This window comes from Drancourtella massiliensis, assembly GCF_016900655.1.
In the GTDB taxonomy this organism is placed as follows: Bacteria; Bacillota; Clostridia; order Lachnospirales; family Lachnospiraceae; genus Sellimonas; species Sellimonas catena.
Genome location: NZ_JACJKH010000041.1, coordinates 1 through 15270 on the forward strand (window position 1 = coordinate 1; position 15270 = coordinate 15270).

The 15270-nt window shown below is 33.9% G+C and carries 14 protein-coding genes; 12 read left to right on the forward strand and 2 right to left on the reverse strand.

Annotated features, from left to right (window positions below; translation table 11 throughout):
* The first annotated feature begins 7 nt into the window (after window positions 1-7).
* From H6A32_RS15080 to H6A32_RS15135, 12 genes are all read left to right on the forward strand, one after another.
* Window positions 8-616: a sugar transferase gene (locus tag H6A32_RS15080; protein ID WP_204864753.1), complete on the forward strand. Its 609-nt coding sequence runs from the start codon at window positions 8-10 to the stop codon at window positions 614-616.
* Between the two features lie 13 nt (window positions 617-629).
* The gene (locus H6A32_RS15085; RefSeq protein WP_204864742.1) at window positions 630-1688 is read left to right on the forward strand and encodes an NAD-dependent epimerase/dehydratase family protein; all 1059 of its coding nucleotides are present in this window, start codon (window positions 630-632) and stop codon (window positions 1686-1688) included.
* Window positions 1688-2791 carry a glycosyltransferase family 4 protein gene (locus H6A32_RS15090; protein ID WP_204864743.1) on the forward strand — a complete coding sequence of 368 codons (1104 nt, stop codon included), beginning with the start codon at window positions 1688-1690 and terminating at the stop codon, window positions 2789-2791. The genes H6A32_RS15085 and H6A32_RS15090 overlap by 1 nt, the downstream gene beginning before the upstream one ends.
* Window positions 2792-2809: 18 nt before the next feature.
* Entirely contained in the window at window positions 2810-3898 is a 1089-nt protein-coding gene (locus tag H6A32_RS15095; protein ID WP_204864744.1) for a glycosyltransferase, read from the forward strand.
* Window positions 3899-3911: 13 nt separating this feature from the next.
* The gene (locus H6A32_RS15100; RefSeq protein WP_204864745.1) at window positions 3912-5000 is read left to right on the forward strand and encodes an acyltransferase family protein; all 1089 of its coding nucleotides are present in this window, start codon (window positions 3912-3914) and stop codon (window positions 4998-5000) included.
* A 29-nt stretch (window positions 5001-5029) separates the two neighbouring features.
* Complete coding sequence (locus H6A32_RS15105; protein WP_204864746.1) at window positions 5030-6139, forward strand: glycosyltransferase; 1110 nt, start codon at window positions 5030-5032, stop codon at window positions 6137-6139.
* Window positions 6140-6534: 395 nt separating this feature from the next.
* Entirely contained in the window at window positions 6535-7392 is an 858-nt protein-coding gene (locus tag H6A32_RS15110; RefSeq protein WP_204864747.1) for a hypothetical protein, read from the forward strand.
* 5 nt (window positions 7393-7397) lie between these two features.
* Entirely contained in the window at window positions 7398-8378 is a 981-nt protein-coding gene (locus tag H6A32_RS15115) for a glycosyltransferase (RefSeq protein ID WP_204864748.1), read from the forward strand.
* A complete protein-coding gene (locus H6A32_RS15120) occupies window positions 8375-9463 on the forward strand; it encodes a polysaccharide pyruvyl transferase family protein (RefSeq protein WP_204864749.1) in 1089 nt (362 codons plus the stop codon). Before H6A32_RS15115 ends, H6A32_RS15120 begins: the two co-directional genes overlap by 4 nt.
* 33 nt (window positions 9464-9496) lie before the next feature.
* Window positions 9497-10972, forward strand: a complete 1476-nt coding sequence (locus tag H6A32_RS15125; RefSeq protein WP_204864750.1) for an oligosaccharide flippase family protein — start codon at window positions 9497-9499, stop codon at window positions 10970-10972.
* Window positions 10973-10986: 14 nt separating this feature from the next.
* Window positions 10987-12060: an NAD-dependent epimerase/dehydratase family protein gene (locus tag H6A32_RS15130; protein ID WP_204864754.1), complete on the forward strand. Its 1074-nt coding sequence runs from the start codon at window positions 10987-10989 to the stop codon at window positions 12058-12060.
* Window positions 12061-12090: 30 nt separating this feature from the next.
* Window positions 12091-13341, forward strand: a complete 1251-nt coding sequence (locus tag H6A32_RS15135; RefSeq protein WP_204864755.1) for a nucleotide sugar dehydrogenase — start codon at window positions 12091-12093, stop codon at window positions 13339-13341.
* 86 nt (window positions 13342-13427) lie between these two features.
* Here H6A32_RS15135 and H6A32_RS15140 read toward each other — a convergent pair whose 3' ends face one another.
* Together H6A32_RS15140 and H6A32_RS15145 are read right to left on the reverse strand one after the other, a co-directional pair.
* The gene (locus tag H6A32_RS15140; protein ID WP_204864751.1) at window positions 13428-14477 is read right to left on the reverse strand and encodes a helix-turn-helix domain-containing protein; all 1050 of its coding nucleotides are present in this window, start codon (window positions 14475-14477) and stop codon (window positions 13428-13430) included.
* Window positions 14478-14513: 36 nt separating this feature from the next.
* Window positions 14514-14729, reverse strand: coding sequence for a type II toxin-antitoxin system RelE/ParE family toxin (locus tag H6A32_RS15145; protein WP_430749597.1), 216 nt, complete (start codon window positions 14727-14729; stop codon window positions 14514-14516).
* Between the last annotated feature and the right edge of the window lie 541 nt (window positions 14730-15270).

Below are 15270 nucleotides of genomic sequence, written 5' to 3' on the forward strand. Positions count from 1 at the left end.
AAACTATCTGAAGAAAAAGCAATATCTGGACATCTATTTATCTTTGATGGCGCTGGTGTTCCTGTCGCCATTCTTTCTTGCGCTGATGATCGCAATCAAACTGGATTCACCAGGGCCGGTCTTTTTTAAACAGAAGCGCGTAGGAATTCACAAAAAACATTTTTACATTTTGAAGTTTCGGACCATGCGGACAGATACGCCGAAAGATATGCCGACTCATCTTTTAAAAGATCCGGATCAGTATATTACAAAAGTCGGAAAGTTCCTGAGAAAAACATCTCTGGATGAGCTGCCGCAGATCATTAATATCCTGAAAGGCGACATGGCGATTATCGGGCCGAGACCGGCACTTTGGAACCAGTATGATCTGATCGAAGAACGTGACAAGTACGGAGCAAACGATATTCTTCCGGGACTGACCGGATGGGCACAGATCCATGGAAGAGATGAACTGGAAATTCCGGAGAAAGCAAAACTGGACGGCTATTATGTGGAGAATTTAAGCTTCGGTCTGGATGTGAAATGCTTCTTTGGCACGATCCTGTCTGTGCTGCGGTCAGATGGTGTGGTAGAAGGCGGAACCGGCGAGATGAAGAGACGATCTAAAAAAATGTAGAGGTGTGCTTGAAATGAAAAATAGAAAATCCACGTTAAAAGAAAAGGCGGTATTACTTGGTGTTCCAGCAATTGGTGCTGCAGTAGCAGTTTATAAAAAAAATCAGGCCCGGACACAAATTTATAAAGACCTTTTAAAAAATGAAGAAGCGAAGCAAAAAGATAAAGATAATAGTGGGAAGAAAAATAGCGCTAAGAAGCGCATCTTAATTACTGGACAAGGGAGTTATATTGGAGAATCCGTTGAGAAGTGGCTTGTAAGATTTCCAGAAAGCTATGATGTAGACACAGTAGATATGATTGGAGATGCGTGGAAAAACACGGATTTCTCTGTATATGATGTGGTATATCATGTGGCAGGAATTGCGCATGCTGATGTTGGAAATGTAACAGAGGAACAGAAGAAACTATATTATCAGGTTAATACTGACTTGGCAGTTGAAGTGGCTGAATATGCAAAAAAAAGTGGAGTGAAGCAGTTTATTTTTATGTCTTCGATGATTGTTTATTCTGGATGTAAGGAGAAAATCATAACAGAAAAAACAGAACCACAGCCGCTTAATTTTTACGGAGATAGTAAATGGCAGGCAGATCAAAAGCTGCAGGAACTTAAAGATGATAAGTTTAAAGTAGTTATTTTACGACCTCCAATGATTTATGGAAAGGGAAGTAAAGGAAATTATCCAGAACTTGCGAAATTAGCTACGAGAATTCCAGTTTTTCCAAAAACAAAGAATAGAAGATCTATGCTCCATATCGACAATTTATGCGAGTTTGTAAAACTAATGATTGATAATGAAGAGTCTGGAGTATTTTTCCCTCAAAATGCAGAATATACCAATACGTCAGAAATGGTACAGATGATTGCAACGGTACATGATCATATGATGCTCATAATACCAGGAATGTCATGGGCTACAAAAATTATGATGCATATACCAGGAAAAATAGGTGCTCTATCAGAAAAAGTATTCGGAGATCTGGCTTATGATCTGACGATGAGTACATATAAAGAAAACTATCGTGTTCATACATTGATAGATTCAATAAAAGCAACAGAGGAAACGGAGTAATGAAAAGAGTTTTATTTTTAGTAAACCACGATGTGGTCATATACAATTTTCGGAGAGAACTGGTAGAGGAACTGTTGAAAGAAGAATGTGAAGTTATTATTTCCTCTCCATATGGTGAGCGTATCGACCTTTTAAAAGAAATGGGATGTAAGTATGTTCCGGTAAAATTAGATCGTCATGGAAAAAATCCAATAGATGAAATTAAACTTATTTTATACTATATAGAACTTATTCGAACAGTTAAACCCAATATAATCTTTTCCTATACAATAAAGCCTAATCTGTATGGAGCAGTAGCTGCATCTATTTGTAAAGTACCGATTGTAGTGAACATCACAGGACTTGGATCAGCAGTTGAGAATCCAGGAAAAATGCAAAAATTGATGATATTAGCGTATAAATTAGCTTTTAGGAAAGTACAAACTGTATTTGTACAAAATAAGGAAAATAGGAAATTTTTTATTGATAATCATATTGCTGTGGATAAATTAAAATTGCTCCCGGGATCGGGGGTTAATTTAGAACAATTTCATGTACTCGATTATCCAAGTGATGATAAGGTTGAATTTGTATTTATTTCCAGAATCATGAAAGAAAAAGGTATAGACCAATATCTTGAGATGGCGAAGTATATTAAGAAAAAATATCCTAAAACACATTTTCATATCTGTGGCTTTTGTGAAGAAGAATATGAAAATATTTTAAAGGAATATGAAAAAGAAGGGATTATAACCTACCATGGACTCATTATGGATGTGAGAGAAGTATTATCATATACACATTGTACTGTGCATCCGAGTTATTATCCTGAAGGAATTAGTAATGTATTGTTAGAAAGTGCTGCATCAGGAAGGCCACTTATATCAACAGACAGAAGTGGATGTAGAGAAGTTATTGATGATGGAGTAAACGGATATATTATTCCTCAGAGAGATACAAAGGCTTTAATTGAAGCAGTAGAAAAATTTTTAAGTCTTGATAATGAAAAAAGACGACAAATGGGATTAGCTGGAAGAGAAAAAGTGAGGCGTGAGTTTAACAGAGAATGTGTAATTAATGCATATTTAGAACAAATGTCTTGTGTCAATGAAAGGGAAATATAAATGGTTAGAGTCTTACATATGATTGGCAGTTTAGAATTGGGTGGTTCGCAGTCAATGATTATGAATATTTATAGGAAGATTGATCGTGAAAAGCTTCAATTTGATTTTATTGTTGATCATCCTGATAGAATGTATTTTGCTGATGAGATACACAAACTTGGTGGAAAAATATTTATAATGCCAACATTCGTAGGAAGCAATGTATTGGAGATTAGAAAAAAGTGGAAGGAATTTTTTCTAGATCATCAGGAATATAAAATCCTTCATAGTCATGTTAGAAGTTATGCCTCTCTTTATTTGCCAATAGCTAAGAAGTTTGGAATAACAACAATTATTCATAGTCATAGTACTTCAAATGGAAGAGGAGCAACAGCATTGATAAAAAACATTTTGCAAATACCGCTTCGCTTTCAAGCGGACTATTTTATGGCTTGTTCTAAATGTGCAGGGCAGTGGCTTTTCGGGAAGAGAATAGTTAGACAAAAAAACTTCTTTATTATTAGAAACGCTATAGATTTGGAACAATTTGCATATAACGCAGACGTACGCATTAAAACCCGTAAAGAATTAGGAATAGAAAAGGAATTTGTATTAGGATTCCTAGGACGAGTGACAGCACCAAAAAATCCGTGGTTTGTATTAGATGTTTTTAATGAAATAAAACAAAGAAAGAAAAATGTTAAATTGCTGTTTGTGGGAGATGGAGAACTACTTCAAGAGATAAAAGAGAGTGCAAAAGACAAGGGACTTGCTAAAGATATTATCTTTACAGGTACTAAAGGTAATACATTTGAACTTTATGCAGCAATGGATGCGTATTGTTTTCCATCTTTATGGGAAGGCTTGGGAATTTCATTAATTGAAGCACAAGCTTCAGGCTTGTATTGCGTTTGTTCAGAAAATATCCCTAACGAAGCAATAGTAACAGATCTTGTTGAGAAGGTGAAACTGGATAAAGGTGCTGCTATTTGGGCCAGAAAAATATTACAGTATCAAAAATACAATAGAAAGTGTACCTCTGATCTCATAAGGAAAGCTGGGTATGATATTAGAGAAAATGCGAGATGGATTCAGAAGTTTTACTTAAAAATAGGAAAGAGCATTTAAAGGGAGAGAGGTAATGGTTGATAAAACTATAAGTAAAGAAGACACTGCTGTATTAAAAGGAATAGCTATTATTATGATGGTTTCAGGGCATGTAATGACTTTAGAATGGATGGAAAAATACGTTCAAATATGGGATATTACAATAAATAACATACCTTTAGCCACAATTATAAGTGATATATTTAATTATTGCGTGTCAATTTATGCTTTTGTTTCAGGATATGCTTGGGGGAGAGAATATCCTGTACCAAAATGTAAAAGGCAGCAATATTATAAAAAATGTATGCGAAGAATTGTAAAATTATATATCGTGTACTGGATTATTTTGGTTCTTATTAATTTTCCGATTTATGAATTGGAAAGTTACATTGACATTGGAAAATGGGAACTTCCGGGAGTATCTGAAATAGTTAAAACTTTAATGGCAGTATCTTCGGAAATTTCAAAATTTAACTGGTATGTCCTTTTCTTTGCAATAGCAGTGATAACATATCCATTTTTGAAAAGTATATTAGATAAAGTATCTGGGTTTCCATATTTAAAAATATGTATGGTCATTATAGCATTTTTGACAATGAGATTTATATTTAGAATATTATATAGTTATAACATAATTAATATTGAGATACTAAATATTACATCGAGATACTTTACGAATATGCCAACAATCTTAATTGGAACATTGGTATATCAATATAATTTGTATGGTAAGATTAGAGGAAGGTTAAATTCGAAAAAAGGTTTATTTATATCTCTAATTATATTATTGGGAGCTTCTAGCGGAAAGTTTTTTATGCACTTTGTTTTAAAAAATGCATCTAATATAGATAGTTTTCTGATTCTCTTTGTAATGTTTGCATTGATGACCATTATATATGAGATATACAGAAATAAAAATATGACTTCAGTAGTTACATTGAAAATATTAGGGTATTTAGGGAAATATAGCTTGTATATTTGGCTTATACATTCAATATTTGTAAGCAAAATTATACAGCCATTTACTTATTTGTTACGTTTTCCTATTTTAATAGTTTGCGAAGTTTTGATTATTTCGCTTGCATTAGCATGGGTAATCCATAAAGTAACAAATAGAAAATAATCATTATAGAAATCTGAGGGACTATTATTATGAATGAAAGAAAAATACGTGTATTACATGTTGGAATAGATTCTCATTTAGGGGGAATAGAAACATATTTATTGAAGATAGCGACTTATATAGATAAAGAAAAATATCAGTTTGATTTCCTGGCTTTTAAAGGATCAGAACCATGCTTTAGAAAAGAACTAGAAGAATTAGGATGCCATTTCTTTTATATTGAACAAAGAAGAAAAAATTATATGGCATATCTTAGAGACATAAATGCGTTATATGATAAGGAAGACTTTGATATTGTTCATTGCCACTTGAATTCTTTAAGTTGTATAGAGCCTTGTATGATTGCATTAAAAAAAGGATTTAAGGTCATTGTTCACTCTAGAAATGCAGGCAATATAGTTTCATTAAAATCTAGAATTTTGCACAAAATAAATTATTATTGTTTGCCTAAAAAAAAGATATGTTGTGTGGCTGTATCAGATTTTGCTGGACAATGGATGTTTGGTAAAAAAGGGAATTTTACAGTTTTAAATAATGGCTTGAATGTTGAAAGATACAAATTTAGTGAAACGAGTAGGAGCAAAATAAGAAAGGAATTAAAACTCAGTAATGAGCAGGAGGTTATTATACATATAGGGGCTTTTAGAACACAAAAGAACCATGATTTTTTAATCGATGTGTTCAAAGAATATTTGAAAGACAATCCCACATCGGTATTAATACTAGTAGGTGATGGACCATTAAAAGAAAAAATACATAGTAAGGTCTGCGAACTTAAGATAGATAAAAATATAGTTTTTTTAGGGCAACGTAGTGATATACCTGAGTTATTATCGGCAGCAGACAAATTTTTCTTTCCATCATATTATGAAGGATTCCCTAATGCACTGCTTGAAGCAGAAGCATCAGGATTATATTGTGTCGTTTCAGATACGATTACAAGGCAGGCAATGCTATCCAATATGTGTTATAGTGTTGCGTTAAAAGATCCTATTACAAAATGGACGGCTGCATTAGGGAGAAAGGTTAATTGGGATAGAAATACAGGAACAAAAAAAGTTAAACAGGCAAGACTTGATATTTCAGGAGAGATGCAAAGGCTCGATGATATATATATAAAAGTAATAAATAGCTTGTAGAAATAGAAGAAAGGTGTAGTTATTAAATGAAAATACATATCAAGATCGATACTTTAAAATGTATAGGTATTAGTATGCTATTATTCATGTTTTTATATGAAATAACTTTAAAAGGAAGTCCGTCAATACTTTCGAGTAGGAAAGTAGCTTTTGCAATTATAATTTGTTGTTTTTTACTATATAACAAATCGTTAGTAAAAAATTATAGTATATCTTCGGCGTATTGGGGGATATTTCTTATTACAATTGCTGTTATTATACATGAATTAATATTATTAATGGTCTTTTCGATCCAGTCTGAATATATGATACTTCCAAGACTCATTTACTTTTTATTGTATTCTGTCTTTGCAAGCTTCTTATGGGGAAATTTTTATAAATCCACAGATCAACTTATGATTTCATTTGTGTTTGTGGGAATTATCCAATCTTTCATTGTTTATGGACAGCTATTGTCAGGAGCATTTAGAAACTTTTTGAATAATTATTTTCAACAAGTGGGTAATGTGGAATTTTTACGAGAACAAAGAGCAACAGGACTTGGAGCAGAAGCAGCAGCATTATCTATAACATTATTTATATCGTTGATCGCATGTTCTTATTTTATATTATGCTACAATAATTATAAATATATAGTCGCCTACGTTTTTATTTTGTCAGCGACCCTTTCGGTAGCTAGGACAGGATTTTATTGTGGGGTATTGCTGGGAATTTATAATTTATTTCGTATAATAATGAAAAAAGGAAGTTTCTTACAGGTCATAAAAACACTTTTTTATTTAGCACTTATTTTAGCAGTGCTTATTTTTTTTGTAGGAAAATATGGAGATATAGAACGTATACAGTGGATATTAAACTGGGCCACAAAAATTTTTAGTCAGGGAAGTCAGGAAGATTCTATTAGTAGATTTATGAATATGGAAGTTCCGCCTTTGGATGTATCTACCTATTGGGGAACAGGGGTATTCAGAGGCATAGGATGGAATGGAATAAATTTTCAAAATGATGGAGGGTATTTTCAAAATTATTTTGCAATGGGTTTGATATGGTCGATTCTATTTTATGGAATCCTATTCGTTATTATTCTGAAAACTATTTTTAAGATAAAAAATATTGAAGTAAAATTATTGATGTTAATTTTTGCAGCTGTTTTAATGGTTGTCGAAATAAAAGAACCATTTGTATTGAAATATGTCAGTGTTTTTAGCATCATGTTAATGCTAAACGTGATTCTAAAAAAGAAAGAAGGCTAAGAAATATGGATAAAATAAGTATCATTGTGCCAATATATAATGTGGAAAAATATTTAGAAAAGTGCGTATCTTCGATAATAAACCAAACTTATAAAAATATAGAAATTATTTTGGTTGATGATGGATCAACTGATCATTGTTCTAGAATATGTGACGATTTTCAAAAGAAAGATAAGAGAATAATTGTGGTACACAAAAAAAACGGTGGGCTGTCTGATGCTCGAAATGCAGGTCTACAGATTGCTACAGGTGAGCTTATAGGTTTTGTGGATGGAGACGATTATATAAAAAAAGATATGTATGAAAAAATGTATAAATGTATGAAAAATACTAATGTAGATATCGTAGAATGTAAATGTATAAATGTACGAAATGAAAAAGAAGAAATTATTAATGAGTCTTCAAAAACATATCTGTATGATGCTCAAACAGCATTAAAACTGATGATGAGCAGTGGAAAAAAGATACAGAAACCACGTTTATCAGTATGGTCAAAATTGTTTAAAAAGGAAATTATTGATGGCTTGAAATTTCCAGTTGGAAAAGTGCATGAAGATATTGTTTTTGAGGCCAAAGCATTTTTAAACGCAAAAAAAATATGTATTTTGGATAACTGTCTGTATTGTTATAATATTCGCGAAGGTAGTATTATGAATTCGGGATTTAGTAAAAAAGATTTAGACAAGTTAATACTTATGCAAGAAAGAACAGAACTGTTAAAAAAAAGAAAACTAAATGAGTTAGCTGAGAGTTCAGAAATAAATTATTACGAAACCGTATTAAGGTATTATTATTTGGCAAGTATAAATAAAGCAATAGGCATTAAAGGACAACTAGAGGAACTGCTAAAAAAAAATAAACATAGAATAATAAATTTGAAATTAAGTGAGACTAGAAGAATAGAGTTTAAGATGTTTTACTTTGCACCTCAAATTTATATTATATGGAATAATATAAAATATAGAATGAGAGGCGCGTGCAAATGAATAAAATAAGGAAAACCATAAAAAAAATTATTCCCCGAAGCCTTAAAATCTATTTGCATAAAAAGAAAAAAAGGGAGGAGTATATAAACTGCTCTGCATTCCAAGAGTTAAAAAAAACTGGGAAAAAAATCATATTATTTGGAACACCAGAATATGGAAATTTGGGTGATCATGCAATAGCAAAAGCAGAACTACTTTTTTTACAACAGTATTGTTCTCATCTTCCAATAGTAGAAGTAACACAAGAAATGTTGTTCTGGATAAAAGAAGATGTATTTTGTCAAATAGAAAAAGAGGATATTTTAATTTATACAGGAGGGGGATTTTTTGGAACATTATATAGTAAAGATGGCATGAGTTCATTAAGAGATATAGTTAGACGGTTTCCATTGAATACAATTATAATTTTTCCACAGACGATTTTTTATTCTCAAGATGGAAGGGGAAAACGAGAACTAAATAGTGATAGGCAGCTTTTCAATAAACATGAAAAGCTATTTTTATTTTTAAGAGAGAAAAAGTCATATAGATTTGCTATAAAAGAAAAAATATTAAATGAAGATCATATATTTTGCGTTCCTGATATAGTTCTCACTTTGAACCTTTCTAAAATAGATGAAGAAAGAAATAATATATTAGTATGTTTAAGGGATGATAAGGAAAAAAGAGAAAGTATTAATATAGAAATAATAAAAAAATTTGCAACTGAGTGTGGGATGCAAGTAGAATTTGGGACAACAAGAATCGAGAGAGATTTAAAAAATTCTTTTGAACGAGAAAAGGCATTGAATGATAAATTAAAAGAATTTTCGGCTCATAGATTAGTTGTTACAGATCGTTTGCACGGAATGATTTTTTCTGTTATAACAGGAACACCATGCATAGCAATAGATAATTTAACAAGGAAGGTTTCAGGAGTGTATGATTGGATTAATGATATAGAATATGTAAAGATGGGGGATCCGAATAAACTAGAAGATCTTCTCATATATATGAAAAATCGTATTAACAAAGAGTATACATATATGCCACGAAAGCATTATTACGTACCATTGATAGAAGTGATGAAAGCGGTTACACAATAAATATTGCGAAGAATGATTCATGTAAATCAATTTATGAAAAGAAAGTGGGTGGAAAATAATAATATGGCTAGCGTGAAAAAAAATTTCTTGTATCAAAGTGCCTATGAAATACTTGTTATTATTTTACCATTAATTACATCTCCCTATATTTCTAGGGTATTAGGACCAGAAAATTTAGGGATTTATTCATATACCTATTCGATTGCATACTACTTTTCATTATTTGCATCGTTAGGAATTAAATACTATGGTAATAGAAGAATTGCACAGGCACGTAACTCTAAACAAGAATTATCTAAAGTATTTTCTGAAATACTTTATGCACATTTGGTTACATCATGTATTGTTTTAGTTATATATCTGGGTTATGTGAGTTTTTTTGTTAAAGAAAATCAATTATATTCCTATATTCAAGCAATATATGTGTTAGGGTCGGTATTTGATTTAAATTGGTTTTTTTTCGGAATGGAAAAATTTGATGTTACAGTTAAGCGAAATACAATTATTAAAATACTCACAGTCATATCAATATTTGCTTTTGTAAGAAGAAAAACAGACTTGATAATATATATTTGGATTATGGCATTGGGAAATTTATTAGCACAGCTCTATCTCTGGACCAAGTTAAAACGAGAAGTTAGCATTTGTACAGTATCAATAAAAGCATGTTTTCGCCATTTGAAACCGCTTTGTATGCTGTTTATTCCGCTAGCAGCATCAAGTATTTATCAAGTGTTATCAAAAATAATTTTAGGAAATATATCAGGAGATTATCAATTAGGACTTTTTGATAACACGCAAAAACTTATAAATATTCCAATGAGTTTGGTTATAGCTTTTGGAAATGTTATGCTCCCCAAAATGTCCAACATGTTTAAAAATTATGATCAAGAAAAAGGGATGATCTACCTAGAAAGAACGGTTCCATTAATTATGTGCATAGCATTTTCATTGTGCTTTGGACTTATTTCGGTAGCAGATATATTCGCACCGGTATTTTGGGGGAAAGAGTTTAGTGCTGCATCGAAACTAGTAGCATTCAATGCGTTGGTTATTCCATTTTATGCATTTGCAAATATGTTAAGAACACAGTTCCTAATTCCGCGCGGGAGGGACAACGTATATACCTTTGCAATGGTAGGAGGGGCAGTAATTAATATCATCGTAAATATTATTTTGATACCATATTATGGAGCAATGGGAGCAGTTTGTGGAAATATTGCAGCGGAGGCTAGTGTGAGTGTTATACAGGCTGTTTGGATCAGAAAAGAAGTTAGAATAAAGCGATATATAAAGCTAGGTGTTCCATTTTTTATTATAGGCTTTTTTATGTATTTTGTAGTAAAATTTGTTGGAAAGTTTGTGGATCAAAACGTGATAGGATTAGCTGTCGAGATTGCTTTGGGAGCCTTAGTATATTGTACATTGAGTTTAATTTATTTTATAAAATCGAAAAATGAATTTGTTTTATCTATACTGAAAAATATAAAAAGGAAGTGGATTAAATGAAAGAATCTTTAATAATGAATCGCCAGGTGATTTTAATCACCGGAGCCGCTGGTTTCATCGGTTCCAACTTGGTCTTAGAACTTCTAAGATCTGACGACCCGGTACATATCATCGGGATCGACAACATGAATGACTACTATGATGTCAGCATAAAAGAATATCGATTAGAAAAAATCAAGTCCATGTCAGAATCAAAACCAGATTCGACATGGACTTTTATTAAGGGCTCAATTTCAGACCGGGATCAGATCAATGCGATATTTGATGAATATAAACCGTCAATCGTAGTTAATTTAGCAGCACAGGCAGGCGTCCGGTATTCCATTACGAATCCGGACGCTTATATTGAATCCAATATGATTGGATTTTACAACATTCTGGAGGCGTGTCGTCATTCTTACGATAATGGACAGCCAGGTGTAGAACATCTTGTGTATGCCTCTTCATCCAGTGTATACGGATCCAATAAAAAAGTTCCGTACAGTACAGAAGATAAAGTAGACAATCCGGTCAGCCTTTATGCGGCGACTAAGAAGAGTAATGAGCTGATGGCACACGCTTATTCCAAACTTTACAACATTCCTTCCACAGGATTACGATTTTTTACCGTTTATGGGCCAGCCGGGAGACCGGATATGGCCTATTTTGGTTTTACCAATAAACTTCGGGAAGGAAAAACGATTGAGATCTTTAACTACGGAAATTGTAAAAGGGATTTTACTTATGTAGATGACATTGTAGAAGGTGTGAAGCGTGTAATGGCAGCACCGCCTGAAAAAAGAAAGGGGGAAGATGGTCTGCCGGTTCCTCCGTATGCAGTGTACAACATCGGAAATAGTAATCCAGAAAATCTTCTTGAATTCGTTGATATTCTTCAGCAGGAATTGATCCGCGCAGGTGTTCTTCCGGAAGATTATGACTTTGAAGCTCATAAAAAACTGGTACCAATGCAGCCGGGAGATGTTCCGGTTACTTATGCAGATACCTCCGCATTGGAACGGGATTTTGGCTTTAAGCCGTCCACCCCGCTTCGGGAAGGGCTGCGTAAGTTTGCCGAGTGGTACCGGGAATTTTATATGAACAAATAAAACAAGAGTGAAAGAGAAAGGAATATGAATATGAGGGAATTTCATGAGTTAAAAATTGCAGTAGCAGGAACTGGTTATGTAGGATTATCCATTGCAACATTACTTGCACAGCATCATCATGTTACAGCGGTAGACATTATTCCGGAAAAAGTAGAACTGATTAATCAGAAAAAAAGTCCGATTCAGGATGATTATATTGAGGAATATCTGGCAAACCATACACTGGATCTGATTGCTACTACAGATGGAGAAAGTGCATATCGGGATGCAGATTTTGTTGTGATTGCAGCACCAACAAATTATGATTCCAAACGGAACTTTTTTGACACATCGGCAGTAGAATCTGTTATTGAACTGGTGATGAAAGTCAATCCGGATGCTATGATGATTATTAAAAGTACAATTCCGGTCGGCTATACACGACAGATCCGGGAAAAATACCAGACCAGAAACATTCTTTTCAGCCCGGAATTTTTAAGGGAATCCAAAGCGTTATATGACAACCTGTATCCGTCAAGAATCATTGTCGGAATCGATCCGGAGGATGAGAAGGTAACAGAAGCAGCTCATACCTTTGCGAAGCTCCTTCAGGAAGGCGCAATCAAAGAAAATATCGACACGTTATTTATGGGATTTACGGAAGCCGAGGCGGTGAAATTGTTTGCGAATACATATCTCGCTCTTCGTGTTTCCTATTTTAATGAGCTGGATACTTATGCAGAAATGAAAGGCTTAAATACAAAGGAGATTATTGATGGAGTATGTCTGGACCCAAGAATTGGAAGCCACTACAACAATCCATCCTTTGGATATGGCGGATACTGTCTGCCAAAAGATACGAAGCAGCTTTTGGCAAATTATGCAGATGTTCCGAACAATCTGATCGAAGCGATTGTAGAATCCAACCGTACAAGAAAAGATTTCATTGCAGACAGAGTGCTTGAGATTGCAGGTGCATACGAAGCAAACAGCAGCTGGTCGCAGGAAAAAGAAAAGGAAGTCAAAGTCGGCGTATTCCGTTTGACTATGAAATCCAATTCCGATAATTTCCGCCAGAGTTCCATTCAGGGTGTTATGAAGAGAGTCAAGGCAAAAGGAGCAACCGTAGTTGTCTATGAGCCGACACTGGAAAATGGTTCTACTTTCTTTGGAAGTAAGGTGGAGAATGATCTGGAAACCTTTAAAAAAGAATGTGATGTGATCATCGCAAACCGTTACGATTCCTGCCTGGATGATGTAAAAGACAAAGTTTATACAAGAGATTTATTTGAGAGAGATTAATACTGTATCTTAAATAAATATTTGATCTAAAAATGAAACTCTCCATATCAAAAGGAAACAGGAGCCCATTGGTATGGAGAGTTTTTCTATTTTAATTCGTATTTTGAGCGCAGATCATTCAGATCTGTATATCCAATAAGCTCTTCTTTCTGCAATCGGCCGATAAGAATGCCGACATCGATTCCAAGTTCTGAAGCATAGTGAAGCAATGCATTTCTTGAAAAATCACCTTTTGAAACAATCATTTGAAACTTCTGTTCCGGGATCAGGATATCTTTGGCAAACTGATCCGCTGCATACTCATCTTCTTTTGAAGTTCCATGCGGCTGATTAAGATGCCCATTTAAAATATGTCCGATTTCATGAAATAGGCTGAACCAGAATTTGTCAGCAAATTTTCCACGGACGGTTAGACCCATTACGATTTTATTTCCGTCCTGAAGTGTAGCACCATGAAGAAAGGAGCCGCCAATATGTGGAAGAAAGATCAGGGCAATTCCACAGTTGGACAAAAGCTGTATCAGATTCGGAGCAAAAACTTCAGGTGCAAGAGTAGTCATAGCTCGTATAGTTGAAAGAGAATCTTTTAAGTATTTCAGATTGATCGGGGCAGTTTCGCAGGATCTTGCTTCACGCTTTGCCTGCTGAGCCCAGGCTAAAAGAGCGTAGTCACTTTTGGAAGTAGAAGACAGCCTTCTGCATGCGATTTTGTTGAGCTTTTCATCTTCAATAAGGGTAAGCTGAACCACCTCAAAAAACTTCCTGAGATGGATTACCTTTTCGGTTGATTTACGAGTATCTGGAATCCACCCGTTTTTAGCCATTTCCCGGTAGGGAAGCTTTCGGACAATCTCAATATCCTGTTCCATATGATTTTCCGCATTTGCTTTCAGTATCTTCTCACGATAGATGATCTCCAGGTTGTTCCAGAACTTTGCTGGAACTCCTAAAACCAGTTCCAGACGCTCCGCGACATCAGGTGTCAAAGCAACCTCTCCGTGAATCAATTTGCTTACATGTTTTTCAGATAAATCCATACGAATTGCAAACTCTTTCTGGCTCATATCTCGATCTTCTAATTGTTCCTTAATGGTTGCCCCCGGTGGCGTGGCAATGTAAGTACGACTCTTTACCATGATAGTTTCCCCCTTTGAGTGCTGCGCATAGTTAGTTTAGTGATAATCCACGATTTCGATAATGTTTGCAATTTGTATCAGTTCTCCTTGTTTTTCAAAAACAAGACGATAAGGATGTACTAAATCGACAGCATATTGACTTTGCCGTGATCCGGTTAATGCATGACATCTGCCGATATGAAATTGTATCATCATTTCTACTGTATCCGCGGCACTGATTTCATCAATACGCTGATGTATTTTTGCTGCCATTTGCCTTCCGTGCTTTTTTTCTGCCTGCGAAGCATCTGTGCAGATCTTTTCAAGTTTTTTAGTCTTGTATGTGATTTTCAATAGGTCACCTCGATTCAATTTACCTGTGAGGTAAATTTATTATAGCGTATAATTGGTGAATGGTCAAGAAATCAAATGAACCTGTGAGGTAAATTTAATTAGTAATGTGGATGAGATTTTGTGGAGTATCTGAAGAAGATAAAGAGGATTTTCTTAAGATTAAAACGGAATTGATAATATCAGAGAAATGTGAAAAGATGTATTCATAACACGAAAAATAGAAAGCAACGAGTATTTTTTTGATATATGGAAAGGGTAAAAATGGTCGAGTTTTCTTGTCTTTTCGTTATTGGTATGTTACTCTATCTATATCTGAAAAGCATTCGCTTTTCGTATTTCTAAGGCGTTCGCCGAATTATTCAAATCTTATTATTGTATACGGCAGATCTAATGGCTGGCAATCGGACAGTTTCTTTTTCGCTTTTCTATCAGGATCATTTATTCCCTAAACCACTTTTTC

Bases quoted from the DNA above. Each gene is read 5' to 3' on its own strand.
- H6A32_RS15085 (WP_204864742.1), top strand. From the start codon at position 630: ATGAAAAATAGAAAATCCACGTTAAAAGAAAAGGCGGTATTACTTGGT.
- H6A32_RS15090 (WP_204864743.1), top strand. From the start codon at position 1,688: ATGAAAAGAGTTTTATTTTTAGTAAACCACGATGTGGTCATATACAAT.
- H6A32_RS15095 (WP_204864744.1), top strand. From the start codon at position 2,810: ATGATTGGCAGTTTAGAATTGGGTGGTTCGCAGTCAATGATTATGAAT.
- H6A32_RS15100 (WP_204864745.1), top strand. From the start codon at position 3,912: ATGGTTGATAAAACTATAAGTAAAGAAGACACTGCTGTATTAAAAGGA.
- H6A32_RS15105 (WP_204864746.1), top strand. From the start codon at position 5,030: ATGAATGAAAGAAAAATACGTGTATTACATGTTGGAATAGATTCTCAT.
- H6A32_RS15110 (WP_204864747.1), top strand. From the start codon at position 6,535: ATGATTTCATTTGTGTTTGTGGGAATTATCCAATCTTTCATTGTTTAT.
- H6A32_RS15115 (WP_204864748.1), top strand. From the start codon at position 7,398: ATGGATAAAATAAGTATCATTGTGCCAATATATAATGTGGAAAAATAT.
- H6A32_RS15120 (WP_204864749.1), top strand. From the start codon at position 8,375: ATGAATAAAATAAGGAAAACCATAAAAAAAATTATTCCCCGAAGCCTT.
- H6A32_RS15125 (WP_204864750.1), top strand. From the start codon at position 9,497: ATGAAAAGAAAGTGGGTGGAAAATAATAATATGGCTAGCGTGAAAAAA.
- H6A32_RS15130 (WP_204864754.1), top strand. From the start codon at position 10,987: ATGAATCGCCAGGTGATTTTAATCACCGGAGCCGCTGGTTTCATCGGT.
- H6A32_RS15135 (WP_204864755.1), top strand. From the start codon at position 12,091: ATGAGGGAATTTCATGAGTTAAAAATTGCAGTAGCAGGAACTGGTTAT.
- H6A32_RS15140 (WP_204864751.1), bottom strand. From the start codon at position 14,477: ATGGTAAAGAGTCGTACTTACATTGCCACGCCACCGGGGGCAACCATT.
- H6A32_RS15145 (WP_430749597.1), bottom strand. From the start codon at position 14,729: ATGGCAGCAAAAATACATCAGCGTATTGATGAAATCAGTGCCGCGGAT.